Here is a 20,300-nt window from a genome sequence, read left to right as displayed (position 1 = left end):
CGTTTGTTCAGTGTCTATAAAAGTGTCTAAGGCCATAAACATAATGTCCATTTAATAAATAATGGACACTATCGGGATATTGAGAAAATAAGAAAAGTGGGGTTCAGCGGATGCTTACCTCAGGCTTGCAAAAATAGAGTGAATATCCTATTAATGTTTTGTGCTTATTTAGTTCATTTTTCAGATTGAATAAACAATGTAATCTTAAAGTTTTCCAAGCCTAGAGCGACCTTTCTCTGGGCTTTTTTTATTGATTTATTTAAGTTGAACTTGATCGTGAATTGAAAAAGAGAGTGACTCTCTAATCCTTCGTTCGCTTCCCCAATCGCGTTTTATAACAAAGAATTAGAAAGTCAGATTGTAGTTCCAAGTTTTATTCTTATATTGCAGTTGTTGTTTATTGTTATTCTGTAGACTGATTAAATCGTTTAATCCACACATGATCTATCACTGAAAATAGGTATTTTCTCACTTAATGGTGAAAAATATGAGAACGGTTACCATTTTCTTGGTTTTTTGAAAATTTAGCGGTAACAATCAATTTGTATTTGCTTGAGATGAGCTGAATTTGGGTATCGTTGGGCCTATAATAAGACAGTTCTATTTTTGGCAGCTTTTTATGCGCGGTTTATATTTAATTACTAATGATGATCCTTTAGAGCTTTTATTGGCGAAGTTAGAAGGTGCAATGGCCAATGGCGGCATTGCGGTCTTGCAATACCGTCGTAAAAAAATCGCCAAAGAGGATCAAATTTACGAAATCGAGTATATGAAAGCCATGTGTGCTGAATACCGTGTGCCTTTTGTCATTAACGATGATCTTGAAATGGCGGTCAAATACGGGGTAGGTGTGCATTTGGGGCAGGATGATGGCTCTATTGTCGATGCTGTTGCGCGTTTGCCTCAAGGTGTGTTGATTGGTCGTAGCTGTAATAACTCACTTGAGCTGGCTGAACAGGCGATTGCTGAGGGCGCAAATTACGTGGCATTTGGTGCAGTTTATGCGACTGAGAGTAAGCCTGAAGCCGGAAATATTGGTTTGGAAACATTGAAGCAAGCCAAAACACAATTGAATGTGCCTATTTGTGCCATTGGTGGTTTAACCGTGGAAAATTCAAAGATCGTGGTTGAATCTGGTGCAGATTATTGCGCAGTGATTAGTGATATATTAGGTCGTCCAATGAATGCCATTCCTGAGCGTCTTGATGAATGGTCTGCGCTTTTTCAAGACAACCGTTAATAAAATAGATTTAGATTGATTTAATTTTGAGTTGAGTAAATTCATGAGCCTATCTCCAAAGCAAGAACAATTGTTTAAACAAGCCAGCAAACATATTCCGGGTGGGGTGAATTCACCAGTACGTGCGTTTAATGGGGTGGGTGGTACGCCTGTATTTATTGAAAAAGCCAAAGGCGCTTATTTATACGATGTCGATGGCAAACGCTATGTCGATTACGTGGGTTCATGGGGGCCGATGATTTTAGGCCATGCACATCCGGCAATTATTCAGGCGGTTCAAGAGGCTGCTGTTGATGGTTTAAGCTTTGGCGCGCCAACCGTTCATGAAACGACTTTGGCGGACATTATCTGTGAAATTATGCCATCCATTGAATTGGTTCGTATGACCAACTCAGGTACGGAAGCAACCATGACCGCTATTCGTTTAGCGCGTGGTTACACTGGTCGTGACAAGATTGTAAAATTTGAAGGCTGCTACCACGGTCACTCAGATTCACTTTTGGTCAAAGCAGGTTCAGGTATGTTGACCAGTGGTGAAGGTGAAGCGACTTCTGCGGGCGTGCCGGCTGATTTTGCTAAACACACTTTAACGCTGCCGTATAACGATATTGCTACCCTGAAAGAATGCTTTGCGAAATTTGGTCATGAAATTGCCGGTGTAATTGTTGAACCGGTTGCAGGCAACATGAACCTGGTGAAACCAATTGAGGGTTTCCTGCAAGCGATCCGTGATGTCTGTGACGAACATGGTTCTGTGTTTATTATTGATGAAGTCATGACCGGTTTCCGTGTTGGTCTTGGTGGCGCGCAAGCACATTATGGCGTAACTCCTGATTTAACCACTTTGGGTAAAATCATCGGTGCAGGTCTGCCTGTGGGGGCTTTTGGTGGTAAACGTGAAGTGATGGAATGCATCGCGCCACTGGGTAAAGTTTATCAAGCAGGTACATTGTCAGGTAATCCATTGGCAATGCGTGCCGGTATTGAAATGTTTAAGCATTTACGTGCCGAAGGTTTTTATGAAAAATTAACCGCACAATTAGAAAAATTGCTTGCCGGTTTACAAACCGCTGCGGATGAAGCAGGTATACCATTCAAGACTCAACAAGTGGGTGGTATGTTTGGTTTGTACTTCACAGATCAGGAAGACATTACCAGTTTCGATTCAATGTTGAAATGTGATGTTGATGCTTTCCGTAAATTCTTCCATGGCATGTTAGACCGTGGTGTGAACCTTGCACCATCCGCATTTGAAGCAGGATTTATTTCAGCTGCGCATTCTGATGAAGATATTGCCTACACGATTCAAGCTGCTAAAGAAACCTTTGCAGAAATGAAAGCTTAATATTTCTAATTTATATCAGACCAAGCCCGAATTCGTTCGGGCTTTTTTATACAGTTTTTGAAAATGGAAAAGACAGATGCAAACCAAACATTATTTGACGCTTAGTGATGCCGAGTTTTTATTAGATCAAGCTCATCAATATGCTGTTCAGAACAGTTTTAATGTCAGTATCGCCGTCGTAGATGAAACCGGAATTTTGTTAGCCATGAAGCGTATGGATGGCGCAGCGCCCATGACTGCTAATTTAGCAATTGAAAAAGCCAAATGTTCTGCCATGAGCCGCCGTCCATCCAAGTTATTTGAAGATATTATCAAAGGCGGTCAAATGGGCTTCCTGACCATGGAATCATTTTCAGGAATGCTGGAAGGTGGTGAGCCGATTCTGTATCAAGGGCAATTGGTGGGTGCCATGGGCGTATCAGGTGTGAAGTCATTTGAAGATGCGGAGATTGCGCAACATGGGATTCAGACTTTTTTAGCTCAAGTTGAAAACTAATGTTTTATCCATTACCCAAAAAAATCCAACTCGCTCCATCTCAAGCCAAATGGCAGCTGTCCTCAACACAATCTGTTTTGATACTGGTAGGACTGCAAAACCCAAGGATGATGGCAGGCATACAAGACAGCGACCTCATGACCCATCTGATCCAGATCAGCAATAAAGCTAAAGCACTCGATATTCCAATTGTTGATTTGTACGGTGATGATTTGATGCAGGGAATGCAGCAACTCGGTGAATATGCTTCATCGCATCCACAACTGATTTTTGCCGGGCAGGTCACGCCGATGCTGAAACAGATTTTGCCGCATTTGCAAAGTGTTACCGAGCAAATCTGTGTAGTGGACGATGCGATTTTATTGTCGAATCAAGATCAGCATATTCAATGGATTGAAAATATCTCGGCACAAGGTGTGCATCACATGAATAGCTATAGTTTGGCTCGGTTATGGGATTTAAGTGCGCCGTCAGAATATGTATTGTCTACCAAAGGCATTATGTTAGCGGTCTCAGAACAACTAAACATGGATGCACTTGAAATTGATCCTTATGTTGATTTGAAACAATACGGTCTGGATTCTGTATCAATTGTCACTTTGGTCGGTGTTTGGCGCGCGCATGGTGCAAATGTGCGATATGAAGATGTTTTACAGCATGCTTCTTTGCATGATCTGGTAGGTTTTATATCGCAATCAGCACGGTCATAAGGCGCGATTGAAATTTTTTTGCTTAAAATCGGAAAAACCGTCGTCAATTCGAGCTTTGTGCATTGTAATTCTGTGCCAAGCTTTCTATTATTGCCGGCTCGTTTTCGCGATCAGCCTGGGATTGAACATTGAGTAATTTTCTAACCGAACATCTGATACATCGTGATCAAGATTTTATGGTCATCCATAAACCAGCAGGTGTGCTCACTGTTCCCGGTAAAACTGAAGATTTGCAAGATTGCGTCATCAACAGATTATTAAAAATAGAACCGAAAACATTACTGATTCATCGTTTGGATCGTGATACTTCAGGCATTCTGGTTTTTGGTCTGACTAAATGGGGACAAAAAACCATTTCCCGTCAGTTTCAGGAACGCCAAACAGAAAAAACTTATCAAGCCGTGGTTGCCGGACATCTTGAAGGTGAAGGCACTGTTGATGTCCCTGTTATTTACGATCCTGAACATCCGCCTTTACATATTGCCGCTCCAGATCATAACAAGCCTGCACTCACGCATTGGCAAGCCATCGAACATTTTGAAATTCAAGGACAGGCGGTAACGCGTGTCAAACTTACTCCCATTACAGGTCGTTCACATCAGCTTCGTGTACATATGCAGTATCTCGGTCATCCGATTGTGGGTGATACTTTGTATGCCACACCAGAGCAGCAACAGTTGATTCCTCGGCTGTGCTTGCATGCCGAACACTTGAGTTTTTGCCATCCTCAAACAGAGGAACTGGTTGAGTTTTATTATCCTGTTCCTTTTTAAGGTAAAAACTTTTTAATCGTCATCGATTTTGCGCACTTTTTAGTGGGCTTTATGTCAAAATATATTGCTTAAAGACCTATTTTATTGCTCAAATACTCATCAAGTTTTGAGCTTGAAAATAAGTCTCCTCATTTTTAGATAAAGGTGGAAAAATTGCATCAGTTTGCTATTGGTCAGCGTTGGTTATCAGATACAGAAACAGAGCTTGGATTAGGGGTTCTCATTGATGTAGATGAACGATCGGTTAGCATCTTATTCCCGAAGAGTGATGAAACACGTGTATACGCACGTAACAATGCACCTTTATCGCGTATTGTTTTTAATATCAAAGATGAATTGCAGGATCAGGAAGGCACCAAATGGCTGGTAGAGTCATTTGAAGACCGTCATGGCGTAGTGCGTTATAACGTAATCCGTACTTTGGAAGATGGTACTGAAGAACGTAAAGCTTTAAATGAAACCCGTGTTGGTGCACATATTCAGCTGTCTAAACCGCTTGAACGTTTGCTTGCCAGTCAAGTGGACTACAAAGAATGGTATGACCTGCGTATTGAAGCCTTGATAATGCAAGCCAATATGAAATCCAGTCCATTACGTGGCATGGTGGGTGCACGTGTTGGTTTGATTCCACATCAGCTCTATATTGCGCATGAAGTCGGTCAGCGTTTTGCGCCACGTGTTTTACTTGCCGATGAAGTTGGTTTGGGTAAAACCATTGAAGCCGGCTTGATCATTCATCAGCAGCTAAAAACCGGTCGTTCTGAACGTATCCTGATTTTAGTGCCAGATTCACTGCAATATCAGTGGATGATTGAGATGCGCCGTCGTTTCAATCTACAGTTCTCGTTATTTGATTTGACCCGTACAGCGTCAATTAAAGAACATGATCCAGATTTAAATCCATTCCTGACTGAGCAATGCATTATTGCCAGTGTGGATTTAATGGTCGATCACGATGATTTGCGTGAACAGGCTTTAGAAGCCGGTTTCGATCTTCTGGTGGTGGATGAAGCACATCACTTGATGTGGAGCGAAGAAGAAGGCGGTAATGACCGTTACGATCTTGTTGAAGAGCTGGCTGAAAAAACGCCGGGTGTGTTACTACTTACAGCAACACCGGAACAACTCGGTGTAGAAAGCCATTTTGCGCGTTTACGCTTACTTGATCCGCAACGTTTTAGTTCACTTGATCGTTTCCTGGATGAAGAAGAGCAATATCATCACACCGCAAAAATTGCTGAAGTGTTGATGTCTGATTTGCCTTTGGAACCAGCGCATTTAGCTGCGATTGAAGGCTTGTTGGGTCATAGCATTCAGGATGAGCCAGAACAGCGTTTCCGTGCCATTCATGAATTGTTAGACCGTCATGGAACCGGTCGTATTTTATTTCGTAATACCCGTGAAGCGATTCAAGGTTTCCCTGGTCGTGACTGTCAGCCTGCTGCATTGCCAGCGCCTGCAAACTGGTCGAAAGATGGCAAGTTACGTGAACAAATGTGGCCTGAAGAAGCACAGCTGGATGGCGCCTGGATGGAGCATGATCCACGTGTGATGTGGCTGATGGAAATGCTGCGTACCCAGCTCAAACACAAAAAAGTGTTGTTGATCGCGCGTAGTGGGCCAGTGGTTGAAGCTTTAGAAAATGTACTTCGTTTACATGCCGGTATTCGTACTGCAATGTTCCATGAAGGCATGAGCTTGCTTGAACGTGACCAAGCGGCAGCTTATTTCGCTGAAGAATCGTATGGCGCTCAAATTTTACTGTGTTCTGAAATTGGTTCAGAAGGTCGTAACTTCCAGTTTGCCTCTGACCTCATCTTGTTTGATTTACCAGCCAACCCAGATGTGTTAGAACAACGTATTGGTCGTCTGGACCGTATTGGTCAGGAAAACCGGATTCAAATTCATGTGCCGTATTTGATCGGTACAGCCCAAGAGCGCATGTTCCGCTGGTATAACGAAGGTTTAAATATTTTCAGTAATATTTCACCAACGGCACAGACGCTGCAAGAAAACTTCATTGTGAAATTAAAAGACTGCTTATTGGCAAACTTGGGTCAACAGTTTGAAGATTTGCTTGAAGAAGTCAGTGTACAGCGCGAAGCTCTGGAAGCTGAATTGCAGGAAGGTCGTGACCGTTTGCTTGAATACAACTCATGTCGTCCAATTGTGGCACAAGAGATTGTTCAAGCACTTGAAGACTATGATGACAACACCACTTTACCAATGTTTATGAAGCGCTTCATGGCATCGACAAACATCGATTTTGATGAGCAAAGCAACGGTACGGTAATCATCAAACCAACCGATCAAATGCAAGTGCAAGGTTTGTCTCTGGATGAAGAAGGCATGACTGCGACTTTCTATCGCGATCAGGCACAAGTTCGTGAAGATGCACAGTACTTAACGCTTGAACATCCATTCACTGAAAGTGTTATGGAAATGATTAATACCCAATCATTTGGTAGTACCAATGTTGCACTGTTAAAATCGAATGCACTTAAGCAGGGTTCATTACTGTTAGAAGTCTGGTTCAAAGTGGATGTGATTGCGCCTAAAGCATTGAACCTACCTTCAAGCTTGCCACAACAGTTGATTCGCGTATTGCTCAGTGAAACCGGTCAGGACTTATCTGCCAAGATTGATCCAAGTATCTTGAAACCGTATTTACATCATTTAGATAGCAATAGCTGCCGTCAGGTGGTGAAAGCTCGTCGTGATGTGATTGAGCAACGTTATGCACAGGCGCTTGATATTGCTAAAACAGCATTACCAGACTTCAAACAACAAGCCAAAGAAGTGTATGGTAATAAATGGCAATATGAAATTGACCGTTTAACCTACTTGAAGCAATTTAATCCAAGTATTCGTGAAGATGAAATTGCACGCCTACAAAAATTGCAATCGGAAGGCATTAGCTTGCTGGATGGTTTATCGGTAACACCAGAAGCCATTCAGGTACTGGTTGTGGTTAAACCGTAATTTCAAGATTGATTTAAAAAGCACCCTCGGGTGCTTTTTTATTGTTGAAGATTTTATAGCTTCTATTTGTGTGAACAATGCTAGATATAGAGCGTGGAATTCATCTCATGTTAAAATCATCAAAATACATATTAAAAATATATTAGAAAAATTATGGCTAAATCTTTAGTAAGCATGGGGTCTTCAACCACGCATGGCGGCATTGTATCTGAATGTGAAAATACCTTTATCATTAATGGCATTGCGGTGCATTTACATGGTATGAAACATTACTGTCCAAAATGTCAAGCTGTGGTGTCGGCAATTGCAGCAGATCAATCAACCGTAGTGCAAGGACGAGGGATTGTTATTGCCGGAGATAAAACGACCTGTGGTGCAATTTTCCTAGGCAATCAAGCTTTAGTTATTTCAAAGAAATAATCTTAATCGCGTTGAAAAATATTTTTGATAGAAAGACTGACTTTGAAGTCAGCTTATCCATGATTTAGTGATTTGAATCAAGCAGGCTTTTCCTTAAGCTATCACCACGTGAATACGTTTAATAAGGGAAGGGCATAGCGATATGAAGGATTCATCATTTAAAAAGACAGCCATTCATTTTACCCATGCCAATGGAATTCCTGCGCCAAGTTATCAAAAGTTTTTTGCTTGCTTTGAAGATGAATTTGATTTGAAGTCCATTCCGATGATTGGACTGAATCCACAATATCCCATTACTCATGACTGGCGTTATTTGGTCGATCAAATTGTTGATGATATCGAGCAGAAATTTCATGGTAGAAAGGTGATCGGTCTTGGACATTCCTTTGGTTCACTGGTCACTTTAATGGCTGCCTATAAACGCCCTGATTTATTTTCACAATTGGTGATTATGGATCCGCCTTTTGTGATTGGTTCAAAGTCACCAATATTCGAGATTGCAAAAAAATTAAAACTAAAAGCAATCGATCAATTGACTCCGGCAGGCATCACCTTGAAAAGAAAAGATCACTGGGAAAATCATGAGCAAGCCTATGCTTCCATGCGGCATAATCCGTTATTTAAACATTTTGATGAAAACTGTTTTCAGGATTTTTTAGCCTGTGGTTTGCAACCAGATATTCAACGTGGAGGCTTAACTTTGGCAGTACCTAAAAGGGTTGAAGCTGAAATTTTTAGAACGGTACCTGCATGGTGGTGGCGTACGCCAAGGAAAGCACCAACTGTGCCTGTACATTTAATTAGTGCGCAGAACAGTCCGTTTTACAAGCAAGGTTTTCCACAAGGGATGCAAAAGACCTATCGGATTAATTATAGTTTGATGCAAGGCGGGCATATGTTTCCGTTGGAACAGCCTGAAAAAACCGCTGAACTGGTTAAACAGATTATTACTCAGCAGAAAACCGTTTAAGAATATAATAAGAATTTAATGTCTCAGGATTAAATCCTTACACATTCAACAATTAACGAATTTGCGCTTCATCCAATTGACGTGCGCCTTCTAAAATCATGCGAATCATAATCATGGTTTGTTCTGCAATTTCTTTACGTTCAGTCATGGGCATATCAATCACTTTGGCACCCATATTAAATACCAATTGTGTAATGGCTTTTGCAACAATGTCAGGATGAAACAATTTACTATGATTGAGACGTTCCAAGCGAATTAAATCTTCTTGTAATTCTTGTTGAAAATAATTTAATTGGCGCTCTACTGCTAATTTATATGAAGCAGAACCAGTATAAGCTTCACGGAGTAATAAGCTTAAATTTCCTTCATCTGCATCTAGTTGTTCAATAAAAACTTCTACTGAGCTGCGAATAATACTGCCTTGTTTGGAAGCTTTTAGGCGTGCCTGATGCAAAATTTGACGCAATACGTTACCTGAACGATCAATCAATTCAATTGCAAGTTCATCTATATCTCTGAAATGTCTGTAAAAACTGTTCGGTGCAATACCCGCTTCACGGGCAACTTCACGCAGGCTTAATGATGCAATACTTTTTTGCGGACCAATTAAATTAAGTGCAGCCTGAAACAGTTCTTCTTTGGTAATTGTTGCTTTTCGACCAACTGTGCGGACGATCACCGGTTCATGAACAAAATTCTGTTTATCAACAGGAGCATCAACATTTTTTTTGATTGAATACTGATTCATATTTTTCAAAGGATTAGAGACACCAAAACATTATAGCTGTTGCTTGGTCACTTGGGAAATGAATAGAAACAATACAGATATATATACAAATATATATACATGTGTATAATAATTAAAATTCAATCGCGTGGTGCTTACTATGCATGTGTTAGAAAAAACGAAATCTCCCTTAAGTTCACTTGCTGAAACTGTTATTGATCAGCATGCAGCAAACTTTTGGCTGCAAAAATTTAACCCGCTTTGGTCATTTAACCAAGCCTTGGGGAAAATTGTTCAAAAAGAAAATTCTGCTCAAAATATGGTGAGTCTAACCATCCAGTTCAATCGTCATTTTGAGGTTGGGCAAGCAGGGCAGCATCATCCGATCTTTGTGGAAGTCGATGGTATCCGCTATGAACGCAGCTACAGTTTGACTCAACTTGATTCTCAACATGTCTTGTTGACGGTTAAAAAAGTAGATCAAGGTAAAGTCAGCTCTTGGTTGGTTGAACAGTCTAAAGTCGGTGATATCCTTGAATTTGGTCAGCCGTATGGCGATATGCTGTTACCTGAACAGGCTCAACCAATGCTATTGCTTGCTGCGGGTAGTGGTATTACCCCAATGTTGAGTTTACTCAAAGCACTCTCTAAAACAGATCGAATGGCTCAAGCGCCAATTCAGTTGATGTATTGGGTGAAAGAATATGCCGATGTGGCTTTTAAGGCACGTTTTGAGCAACTTGCTGAACAATATCCCAATTTTTCATTTCAGGTTTTTTATACTCAAGAAGCCGATGCTGGCGAACGTTTAAATCAAGCTCATGCTGCATTGGTGGAAAACCTTGAAAATAGCGTGGTGTACGCATGTGGTCCATCCGGATTTGTCGCACAGGCTGAACAATTATTTGCACATGCGCAAAGTTTCAAGAGTGAAGCTTTTAGCATGACACCGGTAGAAAGTTCTGAAACTGGCTTTGTCAATGTAACCTTACTGAAATCGAAAAAAGTGTTGGCTATTCCAAAAGGCCAGTCGATTTTAGTAAGTCTAGAACAGCAGAATGTTAAACCTACTCATGGTTGCCGTATGGGCATCTGTAATAAATGTGTCTGCAATAAAGTTGAAGGTTCAACCAAGAACTTGGTGAATGGTGGTCAAAATTCAGAACCTGGTAATTTATTAAAAATTTGTGTCAATTCAGCACAGTCTGATCTTGTTATTGATTTATAAGTGAGTCAAATATCATGAATATGCCCGTAAAAATAGAATATTTTAAAAATCCTAAAAATGGTGAGCTCACTCAATCTCAGTTAGATGGATTGGCACGTGAGTTAGATGCCATTAAACAAGAAGTTCTCGATGATATTGGGGAAAAAGACGCGAAATATATTCGTCGTGTTTATTCAACCATTCGTTATGCTTCTATTGCTGGACGTGCCTGTTTGTTTGCCGGTTGGTTCCCGCCAGCATGGGTTTTAGGTACTGGTTTGCTCGGTTTTGCCAAAATCATGGAAAACATGGAGCTGGGTCATAATGTCATGCATGGTCAATATGACTGGATGAACGATCCAAAATTCCATGGTCCAACTTACGAGTGGGATATTGTCGGTACAGCGGATAACTGGCGTCAAACCCATAACTATAAACATCATACCTATACCAATATTAAAGGTATGGACGATGATATCGGTTATGGCTTGCTTCGACTTTTCCCGGAACAACGCTGGAAACCCGGCTATCTTTTACAACCGATTTATGCGATTCCATTTTGCTTGTTGTTCCAATGGGGCGTAGCAATTCAAAATCTTGAAATTGGTAAAGTCTTGAAAGGGCGTAAAACCAAAGAACAAGCGAAAGAAGAATGGCGTCCGATGCAGCGCAAAATCACTAAACAATTGTTTAAAGATTATGTGTTTTTCCCACTCATTGCAGGCCCTGCTGCTTTACCTGTGTTGACTGGGAACCTGGTGGCAAATGGTATTCGTAATATTTGGACCTTTAGTATTATTTTCTGTGGTCACTTCACTAAAGATGTTGAAGTCTTCCCGAAGAAAGTACTTGAAAATGAAAGTCGTGGTCACTGGTATATGCGTCAGATTCGTGGTTCATCGAATTTAACTGGTTCAGAAGCATTCCATATTTTGACTGGTCATTTAAGTCACCAAATTGAACATCATTTATATCCAGATGTTCCAGCACGTCGCTATCGTAAAATGGCACCAAAGGTTCAGGCTGTTTGTGAAAAGTATGGCTTGAACTACAACAATGCCAGTCTGATCAAGCAGTATGGCAGCGTGATTAAACGTATTGCAAAATATGCGTTTCCGTTTAAAAAATAAGATTATTAAAAGATTTTGATACACTGTTTTTCAGGAGTGATTGTGGGATAACAATCACTCCTGAAATTTTTATAATATAGAATAAAAATTATAAGCCATTAATTTAGTATTAAGCGTTGAATGAATTTGCTAATAAATTAACCTTACCAACTGTTTATCTTTTGTTAATTTTTTTATAAATATTTTTGCATAATAATCTTCTTTTTGAGCACTTTTGCCTATTGTCAAAAAGTAAAAATATAGGACTGTAATTATACCCCCTGGGAGTATGCTTAATAAAGCAGCATTTATTAATTGCTCAGAAAATTAAATAAATAACCCCCTAATATTTATGACTATAAAGTAATTGAATTTCATTGTTTTATTATTATTTTTTTGTTTAAATCAAAGTATGTTAAGTTTTTGTGAATAAGTAAATGTAAATAATAATGATTATTAAAATATAAATTAATTGATTAACAATTAAAAAATAATGATCATTTTTACAAACAATAATAAAAGCGGGATGTGTTAATTTTTGTATATAAATATGCCATTTGGTATAGGAAAGAAAAATGCATAAAAAACCGTCTTTAATAGCTCATAAATTTAAATCTGGTTTTACTCTCATAGAACTGATGGTGACAGTGGTAATTATCGCCATTCTTGCAGCAATCGCGATGCCTATGTATTCAAATTACATCACTAAAGCGAAGGCTCGTAATGCTGGGGCAGATCTTGTTGCCTTAAGTCTGGTTTTAGAAAGTCTGTATCAACGTAATTTAACGTATACAGTTCCTACTCCTAATCCTACAACCACGACTGCAGAAACTCAAACTCATGCTTCTGCTTGGCAACCAGCCGAACTTGAAACCTTTGACTACACCATGGAAGTTAAAGATATAGATTCAAAAAAGGGATATGTACTTACCGCCACAGGTAAAGGTCGTAATGTAGGGTGTACTTTAACTTTAAATAGTAAAAATCAACGTGGTGTGCCTGCGACATCAGGCTGTGGTGGATTAACGTCATGGTAAGTCAACGTGGAGTGACCCTCATCGAGTTGATGGTGGCTATCGCTTTGCTTGCAATATTGGCATTGGCGATCTTTCCGCTTGGAAGAGTTTGGGTAGCAAATCAACAAATTACTAAAACTGAAAAACTATTTTTAGAAGCATATGCACGCACTAAAAATGAAGCTTTACGTAATCCGAATGCGGTGAAAGGTGCTACTAAAGCAGCAAGTCTAGAAGTGACCACCACTACCGTAGCTGTAAAAGACAGTAATGATGTCGCTATTTGGAGTATTGATATTGCACCTACAGTCACGGTGACTTTATCAACAGCGTGCGATCAAAAGGTGATTTTAAATAATAATGCAAATATCACAACTACAGGTTGTGCTCTCTATACCATCACAGCAAGTGGAGGTACAAATGCAACAGGTGCTTTATAAAAATTCTGCTCTGCATAAACATCAACAAGGCGTGACCTTAATAGAAGTACTGGTATCTATAGTTCTAATGGCAGTCATTGGCTTGGGGGCTGCCTATATTTCGGGACGTACAGCGGTATTGCATCGTGACCAGAATATTCATTTGCATACTGTTAATCAAATGAGACAGCAGTTGGAAAACTCTGATGCGTGCGGTGGTAAGGCAATTGGAGCATATGACGTTCAAATTCAGGTTGCTGGTACAGGTGTTAATTTAAATTGTGTTGTAAGCGAAGGAGCTTATACCGTTGTTGCAAGAGACTCTACAGGTGCAGGGGTTGCTTCCTCGACATCAGGTGGTATCAAAGTGAATGCCGCAACATTAGCAGTTAAAGATGACGATACTTTTGTACCTGTCAAAGTGCAAATGTCGCCGTGAAAAGGAGAGGGAAAATGGGTAACCTGAAATTTTCACAGCGAGGTATTTCGTTAATTGAAATCCTGATCGCATTGGCGCTTTCAATCATTATTATTTTAGCAATGCTACGGGCATTTGTTACTACTGGTAAAGTGACAACAGAAGCTTCTCTCGGCGCAAAAGTTGATAGTCATATTATGTTGGGTTTAATCGCCACTGACCGAATTTTACAAGGTTTAGGTTATGGCTTAACTAATCCGACTGCTGCAGATTTTGCCATCTTAGATGAAAATGGAGATGCTGTTACATTGGGGCAGGCTGGAAAATTTTTAGTGTGGAAAATATCAACTACACATTGTCAGGCGTTACAAAGTCATACAAGTGGTTTGTATCTATATGGCAAAACGGATGTGGGCTATTCATGTTCTAGTTTGGCTAAACCGGCAGATACGATTGCCAAAGAGCCTTTAATCCAAATTGATCATTCTGCTTTAAGTAATTCGGGTGTGGGTAATACGAATAATAAAATTGGTGAAATTGATATTAAGGTTCAGTCCGTAACCGGAGGTTGTAGTCCTTTTGGAATTACAGGTGATTCTAGCACGCCTCTAGGGAAGTATCATGTGACTTTGCTGGCGAATACTTATGCAGCAAGTACCGATAGCACGGCACGCACGATTCAAAACGTCACATGTCTATTTAACTTTAAGTAGGGGGAGGAATAGTCATGCAATATTCTATGAAGAATAAAAGAGACATGGATAAATTGGTTTCTTTCAATAAGCAGGCAGGTATTTCCACGCTTCTATTTATTGTGTTGGTGGGTTTGTCATTAACAGTACTTACCGTTGGCTATATGTCCTCTATGCGTAATTTGCAGTCGAGTGCAACTACTGCGCATGCGCAGACTCAGGCACAAATGAAAGTGATGATGGGTTATCATGCATTGAGTAAGTTTTTGTTGAATCAACCTCAAGGATATTTAGACAAAATTACCGCAGGTGACATCAGTGAAGGTACTACGATTACAAGTAGTTATGTAAAATCTAATTCATGTCCAGCATCAACAATTCCTGGTGAAGTACATTATTGTTTTGATATTACAGGTCAAAGTGGTGGAGCTTCGGCAATTATTCGTGCCATGTATGCATATCAGAAAGAAGTTCAGCAAAGCACGGTTGCCGGCACTATTTTTGCTGGTGGTTTAGTTGTCGGGGGAAATGCAAAATTTGTAGGTGAAACAGGTGAGGACGTTACCATTTTTGTAGGAGGTACCAATGCAGGACAAGTTGTAGATACCTCTGGAAAAATTTTAACTTTGACTGGAATTACAGTACAAGCTTATACGAATCCAATTGAGGTTGCCGATGCGACAACTTTAAAAAATTATGCAAACTATCTTTTTACGAAAAATAATGCTGGGGCAATGGAGTGTTATCAAAATAATTTGCATACTACAGATACAACTGTAATTACAACACCAACAAAAATAACTTGTCCAACTGGAGTATCTATTGATAATAAAGGAGTATGGTCATTTAACTCATCAACTGCAAAGTTAGCAGGAATTATGTGGTTTGATGGTAATGTGATTATTAAATTAGTGGCAACACCAAATGATATGATTAATACTGTTTTGGCAACTGGTTCGGTTACAACGGATTTAATTGATAAAGCTGGTGTTTATAATGCTTATGCGCCTATGCATTATCTATTAACTGCTAATGATAGTAATATAAAAGCTCGTTTAGATACTGTATGTCCAGCTGAAAATTATCCTGTACAATTTTGTCAAACTTATGATGCAACGCAAAGAAATTTAATCACAAGTGTGGCATATTTTGAAAACAATAAAGATAAATTTTTAAAAAATACCAATCTATTTCCAGCGAATTTGTCGAATATTTTATTCTTAACAGACACTGAATTTGCAATTGATGCAGCCAATAATACTACGATGAATTTGTATGGCAATATAGTTGGCACTAAGGGTGCGGGTGGTACAGGAAAGGCATCAGGAAAAATTACAGGTACTGGTAATATTAATGTGAAAGGGAACTTGGTTGTTACAGGTGATTTGAAAACAGAGGTACAAGGTAATATGACAGTTACTTTAGGCAAAAGTAATACTGATGGTAATAATATTCCTGTATTAATCTATTCGACCAAATCAAAATCTATCCGCTACATGTAATCACCAAAATCTAAAAACCCACAAGCAATTGTGGGTTTTTTTATGCACGTAAATGCAACTAAGCCAACTTCTTATAGTCAATAATTTCAGGTAATTGTTGATCCGTTCCTACCATATATGAATAAGTTGCCAAACTCAGCATTTCATTATCTTCAACACTATTGCCATAGGCATAAATCATAGAATAATGATCTAAAGAATACTTTTCTAAAATTCGTAGCTTTTTTTGTTCTGAACTACAGTCTAGAGTTGTGTATTGCCCAGTATAGGTATTATTTACTTGTTCAGTCTGAGTGCAAATTAAATCAATATTTAATAAGTTACAGAAATGCTTGAGATAGACATCAACCGATGCCGAAACCAGTACAACTTCATCACCTAAAACTTGATGCTGTTTAAGTTGTTTCAGTAAGGGTGGATTTAATTGAGATATTAAATTTGATGCATATTCCTGCGCAATTTGCTCTAATTCTAGAACATCTGCATTGCTAAACATTGCGCGAAACAATTTAGAACGCATGGCATGCGCAGGGTAGGCATTTAAATAATAGGCTTGAATCCAAGGGAGGATTTTAATACCTTGTTTGATGATATGTCGTTTGGATAAAGCATAGAAGATAAACCCCGTGAAACTGTCTTTTTTACACAGGGTTCCATCAAAATCGAAGAGCGCTAAATTTTTATTCTTTTTGCCCGTTGCATACATGATTGATATCTTCCATTTACGCGTGTTGCAAACCAGTTGGTATTATATTCGCGGCTCAGTTTAGGACCAGAAATGACTACTTCAGGCATAATTGCATAAATAGGGTCTTTGCCTGTTTTTTCATGATAGAGCTTGGTTACAGCACGATAGGTGGCTGTATCTTCAAAATCTTTCTCTTTTTCTTTTTTTAAGTCAGCACGAATTTGTCGTGGTGTGACTAAGATATTGTTGGCTGCAAAAACACTAATCAGTTCGCGTTCTGACTGACTGGCTGCAGAACGGATTGAGCCCTCTTTAGTGTAAAGTAATAAGTCGCCATCCAAGTCTAGCTCAGCTGCCGTTAAATCATTCAGCATGCTTTGAAAGGCTGCATTGCGACTTGAATACATGCCAGAGTTATAATCTGCAAAACGATAAATGGCTTTGTCATAATCGGCAGGGTACATCATTAAACGATGAATACCGTAATACAAACCACCATATTGACTGTATAAGTCGGTACGTAATTCGGCAATATTGCCGCCTTGGCGTTTGTGTTCTTTGGCATAACCGATATGAACTTGCATTGAGCCCAATGTGGTAATTGGATTTAATTTTTCACCAATATCCTGTCCAACCAGTTTAGCTGCACCCGTTAATGCGCTAACATGATAATGCTTTGACATATAGGCAAAAATTTCACGATATAACTCATCCAATTCACGTTCAGTTTTTACCCGACGCATTTGGCTTAAATAGTTATCTTCAGGGCTAGGCTGGTTTTTTAAGACTTCCTGGAAATAGCCTGCCATGGTTCCACCTAAAGCATCACCCAATTTGCTTTTAAATTTTTCATCCAAACGGTCTTGAACTTCTTTAACTGCCTTGACACCTAAACCGGGAACTTGTGGGTCAGCGACAAAGTTAGACTCTTGATCTACGACGGCCACAATACTGCAAATATTTTCCTTGGTTTGGGGAATATCGAGCTGGTCTGTAATACTGTAAATATCTTTGGCCCATGAGCTTCGGTCATTGACACGCGGTGGGATCAGACGCTTGATTTGATCTTCTTCTAGAGTCGGTTCGTTATTTTTTGACCACCAAGAATTATCTCCACATGCCACTAAACTAAGAGACAAAGCCAGAATACTCAAGGATTTAACATGAGATGACATAACAAGAGTTTTTTTCATAATGATGAAAACATATTCCAAAAGGATGAGCCAATACAGCAGATGCAGTATACTATGCCGGTCAAAAAAGTGATGAATTTATATGTATATTGGTCCATATCAGCTGTCAAATAATTTAATTGTTGCTCCCATGGCAGGTGTTACGGATCGTCCATTTCGGACGTTGTGTAAATATTTTGGTGCTGGTCATGCCGTCAGTGAAATGATGACCTCAGACCAAACCTTGCGCATGAGCAAGAAAAGTTTGTATCGTGCCAATTTTGATGGTGAAATCGCACCTATATCTGCACAGATTGCAGGTTCTGACCCGCTTGAGCTTGCTGAAGCGGCACGCTATCAAGTCGCCAATGGCGCACAGATTGTTGATATCAACATGGGCTGTCCTGCCAAAAAAGTCTGCAATAAATTGGCCGGTTCCGCCTTATTAAAAGATGAAGATCTGGTGGCACGTATTTTAGATGCTGTCGTGGCTGCTGTGGATGTGCCAGTGACCTTAAAGACCCGATTGGGTTATTTAAATGGGCATGAAAATATTATGCGGGTTGCGAAACGTGCGGAAGAAGCGGGTATAGCCGCGTTGGCATTGCATGGTCGAACCCGTGAAGACATGTATCTGAACACTGCGCGCTATAGTTTGATTAAAGAAGTCAAGCAGATGTTGAACATTCCGGTGATTGCCAATGGCGATATCGACAGTCCTGAAAAGGCTAAATATGTACTCGATTATACTGGTGCTGATGCGGTCATGATTGGACGTGCTGCACAAGGCAGACCGTGGATTTTCCGTGAAATTTCCCACTATTTAGCCACAGGAAAACATCTGGCTGCACCGAATATTCAGGAAGTCAAAGATGTGCTGTTAGGACATTTATCTGAACTGTATGACTTCTATGGTGAATATTCAGGGTGTCGGATTTCGCGTAAACATATTGCATGGTATACCAAAGGTTTACGTTCAAGTAACGAGTTCCGTCAGAATATGTATAAAGTAGAAAGTACGGCTGAGCAGTTCAATGTGGTTGAAGACTATTTCAATCAGTTACTCGCTCAAGGTGAAATTATGAGTGATGTGCAAGTTGAACAGGTCAATCTGCTGGAAACCAAATAATGATCGAATAGTTTATTTTGAATAAAAAACCTCTCAACTGAGAGGTTTTTTATGGCTGATATAACCTAATTGATTAGGCCTGACTCATTTCCAGAACCAGTTGGTTAATTAAATCGGCAGCTTCCATTTCTCGAATTTGAGCTACATTGGTTCCTGCCCAAAATGCACCAAAACTATGATCACCTTGAGCTGTTGCTGCTGCATTGAGTTGTTTGCCCAAGTCATAGCAATATGGATAGGTCGCAACAGGGGGGCGCTCAGGGCGATCCACTTGGGTATGCCAGTGATTAATCAAGCCCCGCGCAGGACGACCAGAAATACTTGTGCTAATTTGAGTAATCGGTTTGCTAAACAGTGCTTTTCGATATGCCGCATTGGCATTGGAGCTTTTACATTGCACAAATGCCGTCCCCAGTTGAACGGCTGCTGCCCCTAATTTGAATAAGAGTTGAGCCTGCTTTCCATTCATGATGCCGCCAGCAGCGACAATAGGTAAAGTGCAATACTGTTTTATCAACTGAACCAAATCAGACGTTTTAACCGCACTGTCAAATGTTTCGTTAAAAATACCGCGATGTCCACCCGCTTCAATGCCTTGAGCAATAATGACATCAATACCGGCCGCTTCAATTTCAAGCGCTTCAGCCAGATTAGTCGCTGAAACCATGGTGATAATACCGGCTTGTTTTAAAGCCTGAATTTGATGAGGATGTGGAATACCAAAGTGGAAACTGACCGCTTTAGGTCGTGTCTCTAAAACCAAATTTAAATAATCGTCATGATCTAAAAAGCTGGGATAAATACATTTTAATTCTGTTGGTGGAACAGCATGATACTTCTCAAATTGAGGTGCTAAATATTGAATCCATTGTTTTGCAATCTCGTGGTCGAGTTCTAAACTTTGATGACAAAAGAAATTCACCTGAAAAGGTTGGTGGGTCAGTGCTTGAGTTTCTAAAATTTGCTGGCGTGCCGCTTCAACAGAACTTGCACCCAAACCAAGTGAGCCTAAGCCTCCTTGATTAGAGACTTCAGCAACCAATTTTGGGGTGGAAACACCTGCCATAGGGGCAAGAAAAATAGGATGTCTAATATCAAGTTGTTCTAATAAAGTCATATTTAGCTCCTGCTGATTTATATTACTTTGCCCAAGCCTTGAAAATTAAGCAAATAATATTCGTTATTTCCTGAGGAAATGAAATGACATTTTTTGCTTGCTTATTCTCATGGCGCCCTATAAATGAAAAGTCAATCTGAAGGGATATTTCAGGCATAATGTGGTGTT

General features: G+C 39.8%; 20 protein-coding genes. 16 read left to right on the top strand and 4 right to left on the bottom strand.

Annotation, left to right across the window (positions count from 1 at the left end; translation table 11 throughout):
* The first annotated feature begins 619 nt into the window (after nt 1–619).
* The 8 genes from thiE (at nt 620) to HLH18_RS05750 (ending at nt 8,936) form a co-directional block, all read left to right on the top strand.
* Nucleotides 620–1,240: a thiamine phosphate synthase gene (gene thiE, locus HLH18_RS05785; protein ID WP_171546117.1), complete on the top strand. Its 621-nt coding sequence runs from the start codon at nt 620–622 to the stop codon at nt 1,238–1,240.
* A 43-nt stretch (nt 1,241–1,283) separates the two neighbouring features.
* Entirely contained in the window at nt 1,284–2,585 is a 1,302-nt protein-coding gene (gene hemL / locus HLH18_RS05780) for a glutamate-1-semialdehyde 2,1-aminomutase (protein WP_171546116.1), read from the top strand.
* A gap of 76 nt (nt 2,586–2,661) precedes the next feature.
* Nucleotides 2,662–3,081, top strand: coding sequence for a GlcG/HbpS family heme-binding protein (locus tag HLH18_RS05775; RefSeq protein ID WP_171546115.1), 420 nt, complete (start codon nt 2,662–2,664; stop codon nt 3,079–3,081).
* Nucleotides 3,081–3,791 carry a phosphopantetheine-binding protein gene (locus HLH18_RS05770; RefSeq protein ID WP_171546114.1) on the top strand — a complete coding sequence of 237 codons (711 nt, stop codon included), beginning with the start codon at nt 3,081–3,083 and terminating at the stop codon, nt 3,789–3,791. The genes HLH18_RS05775 and HLH18_RS05770 overlap by 1 nt, the downstream gene beginning before the upstream one ends.
* A 128-nt stretch (nt 3,792–3,919) precedes the next feature.
* Entirely contained in the window at nt 3,920–4,564 is a 645-nt protein-coding gene (locus HLH18_RS05765; protein ID WP_171546113.1) for an RluA family pseudouridine synthase, read from the top strand.
* A gap of 144 nt (nt 4,565–4,708) precedes the next feature.
* Entirely contained in the window at nt 4,709–7,546 is a 2,838-nt protein-coding gene (gene rapA / locus HLH18_RS05760; RefSeq protein WP_171546112.1) for an RNA polymerase-associated protein RapA, read from the top strand.
* Between the two features lie 153 nt (nt 7,547–7,699).
* Complete coding sequence (locus HLH18_RS05755; RefSeq protein WP_171546111.1) at nt 7,700–7,966, top strand: PAAR domain-containing protein; 267 nt, start codon at nt 7,700–7,702, stop codon at nt 7,964–7,966.
* A 142-nt stretch (nt 7,967–8,108) separates the two neighbouring features.
* The gene (locus HLH18_RS05750) at nt 8,109–8,936 is read left to right on the top strand and encodes an alpha/beta fold hydrolase (protein WP_171546110.1); all 828 of its coding nucleotides are present in this window, start codon (nt 8,109–8,111) and stop codon (nt 8,934–8,936) included.
* Nucleotides 8,937–8,988: 52 nt separating this feature from the next.
* Here HLH18_RS05750 and fabR read toward each other — a convergent pair whose 3' ends face one another.
* Nucleotides 8,989–9,684, bottom strand: coding sequence for an HTH-type transcriptional repressor FabR (fabR, locus tag HLH18_RS05745; RefSeq protein ID WP_171546109.1), 696 nt, complete (start codon nt 9,682–9,684; stop codon nt 8,989–8,991).
* Nucleotides 9,685–9,823: 139 nt separating this feature from the next.
* On the opposite strand from fabR, the gene HLH18_RS05740 reads away from it, so the two are divergent.
* From HLH18_RS05740 to HLH18_RS05710, 7 genes are all read left to right on the top strand, one after another.
* Nucleotides 9,824–10,891 (top strand): ferredoxin reductase, encoded by a 1,068-nt coding sequence (locus HLH18_RS05740; protein ID WP_171546108.1) that lies wholly within the window; start codon nt 9,824–9,826, stop codon nt 10,889–10,891.
* Nucleotides 10,892–10,905: 14 nt separating this feature from the next.
* Nucleotides 10,906–12,000 carry a fatty acid desaturase family protein gene (locus HLH18_RS05735; RefSeq protein ID WP_171546107.1) on the top strand — a complete coding sequence of 365 codons (1,095 nt, stop codon included), beginning with the start codon at nt 10,906–10,908 and terminating at the stop codon, nt 11,998–12,000.
* A 554-nt stretch (nt 12,001–12,554) separates the two neighbouring features.
* Nucleotides 12,555–13,016, top strand: a complete 462-nt coding sequence (locus tag HLH18_RS16205) for a type IV pilin protein (RefSeq protein WP_171546106.1) — start codon at nt 12,555–12,557, stop codon at nt 13,014–13,016.
* Nucleotides 13,010–13,435, top strand: a complete 426-nt coding sequence (locus HLH18_RS05725; protein ID WP_171546105.1) for a prepilin-type N-terminal cleavage/methylation domain-containing protein — start codon at nt 13,010–13,012, stop codon at nt 13,433–13,435. The genes HLH18_RS16205 and HLH18_RS05725 overlap by 7 nt, the downstream gene beginning before the upstream one ends.
* Nucleotides 13,416–13,853 (top strand): PulJ/GspJ family protein, encoded by a 438-nt coding sequence (locus HLH18_RS05720; protein WP_171546104.1) that lies wholly within the window; start codon nt 13,416–13,418, stop codon nt 13,851–13,853. The genes HLH18_RS05725 and HLH18_RS05720 overlap by 20 nt, the downstream gene beginning before the upstream one ends.
* Nucleotides 13,854–13,867: 14 nt before the next feature.
* Entirely contained in the window at nt 13,868–14,545 is a 678-nt protein-coding gene (locus HLH18_RS05715; RefSeq protein WP_171546103.1) for a hypothetical protein, read from the top strand.
* Between the two features lie 14 nt (nt 14,546–14,559).
* Nucleotides 14,560–16,026 carry a hypothetical protein gene (locus tag HLH18_RS05710; protein ID WP_171546102.1) on the top strand — a complete coding sequence of 489 codons (1,467 nt, stop codon included), beginning with the start codon at nt 14,560–14,562 and terminating at the stop codon, nt 16,024–16,026.
* Between the two features lie 58 nt (nt 16,027–16,084).
* Here HLH18_RS05710 and HLH18_RS05705 read toward each other — a convergent pair whose 3' ends face one another.
* On the bottom strand, nt 16,085–16,732 hold the full coding sequence (locus HLH18_RS05705; protein ID WP_171546101.1) for an HAD-IB family hydrolase: 648 nt from the start codon (nt 16,730–16,732) through the stop codon (nt 16,085–16,087).
* Complete coding sequence (locus HLH18_RS05700; RefSeq protein WP_171546100.1) at nt 16,699–17,907, bottom strand: DUF1615 family protein; 1,209 nt, start codon at nt 17,905–17,907, stop codon at nt 16,699–16,701. The genes HLH18_RS05705 and HLH18_RS05700 overlap by 34 nt, the downstream gene beginning before the upstream one ends.
* A gap of 82 nt (nt 17,908–17,989) precedes the next feature.
* On the opposite strand from HLH18_RS05700, the gene dusB reads away from it, so the two are divergent.
* The gene (dusB, locus tag HLH18_RS05695) at nt 17,990–19,015 is read left to right on the top strand and encodes a tRNA dihydrouridine synthase DusB (protein WP_171546099.1); all 1,026 of its coding nucleotides are present in this window, start codon (nt 17,990–17,992) and stop codon (nt 19,013–19,015) included.
* 73 nt (nt 19,016–19,088) lie between these two features.
* On the opposite strand, the gene HLH18_RS05690 is transcribed toward dusB, so the two are convergent.
* On the bottom strand, nt 19,089–20,132 hold the full coding sequence (locus tag HLH18_RS05690) for an NAD(P)H-dependent flavin oxidoreductase (protein WP_171546098.1): 1,044 nt from the start codon (nt 20,130–20,132) through the stop codon (nt 19,089–19,091).
* Nucleotides 20,133–20,300 lie beyond the last annotated feature (168 nt).

Source organism: Acinetobacter sp. ANC 5414, assembly GCF_013004295.1.
Lineage (GTDB): Bacteria > Pseudomonadota > Gammaproteobacteria > Pseudomonadales > Moraxellaceae > Acinetobacter.
This window is presented reverse-complemented; position numbering and strand designations above follow the sequence as displayed.

Coding starts and splice junctions, on each gene's coding strand:
- HLH18_RS05740 (WP_171546108.1), top strand. CDS start 9,824: ATGCATGTGTTAGAAAAAACGAAATCTCCCTTAAGTTCACTTGCTGAA.
- thiE (WP_171546117.1), top strand. CDS start 620: ATGCGCGGTTTATATTTAATTACTAATGATGATCCTTTAGAGCTTTTA.
- HLH18_RS05715 (WP_171546103.1), top strand. CDS start 13,868: ATGGGTAACCTGAAATTTTCACAGCGAGGTATTTCGTTAATTGAAATC.
- HLH18_RS05705 (WP_171546101.1), bottom strand. CDS start 16,732: ATGTATGCAACGGGCAAAAAGAATAAAAATTTAGCGCTCTTCGATTTT.
- HLH18_RS05690 (WP_171546098.1), bottom strand. CDS start 20,132: ATGACTTTATTAGAACAACTTGATATTAGACATCCTATTTTTCTTGCC.
- HLH18_RS05725 (WP_171546105.1), top strand. CDS start 13,010: ATGGTAAGTCAACGTGGAGTGACCCTCATCGAGTTGATGGTGGCTATC.
- HLH18_RS05700 (WP_171546100.1), bottom strand. CDS start 17,907: ATGAAAAAAACTCTTGTTATGTCATCTCATGTTAAATCCTTGAGTATT.
- hemL (WP_171546116.1), top strand. CDS start 1,284: ATGAGCCTATCTCCAAAGCAAGAACAATTGTTTAAACAAGCCAGCAAA.
- HLH18_RS05755 (WP_171546111.1), top strand. CDS start 7,700: ATGGCTAAATCTTTAGTAAGCATGGGGTCTTCAACCACGCATGGCGGC.
- HLH18_RS05750 (WP_171546110.1), top strand. CDS start 8,109: ATGAAGGATTCATCATTTAAAAAGACAGCCATTCATTTTACCCATGCC.
- HLH18_RS05710 (WP_171546102.1), top strand. CDS start 14,560: ATGCAATATTCTATGAAGAATAAAAGAGACATGGATAAATTGGTTTCT.
- HLH18_RS05720 (WP_171546104.1), top strand. CDS start 13,416: ATGCAACAGGTGCTTTATAAAAATTCTGCTCTGCATAAACATCAACAA.
- HLH18_RS05735 (WP_171546107.1), top strand. CDS start 10,906: ATGAATATGCCCGTAAAAATAGAATATTTTAAAAATCCTAAAAATGGT.
- dusB (WP_171546099.1), top strand. CDS start 17,990: ATGTATATTGGTCCATATCAGCTGTCAAATAATTTAATTGTTGCTCCC.
- fabR (WP_171546109.1), bottom strand. CDS start 9,684: ATGAATCAGTATTCAATCAAAAAAAATGTTGATGCTCCTGTTGATAAA.
- HLH18_RS05770 (WP_171546114.1), top strand. CDS start 3,081: ATGTTTTATCCATTACCCAAAAAAATCCAACTCGCTCCATCTCAAGCC.
- HLH18_RS05775 (WP_171546115.1), top strand. CDS start 2,662: ATGCAAACCAAACATTATTTGACGCTTAGTGATGCCGAGTTTTTATTA.
- HLH18_RS16205 (WP_171546106.1), top strand. CDS start 12,555: ATGCATAAAAAACCGTCTTTAATAGCTCATAAATTTAAATCTGGTTTT.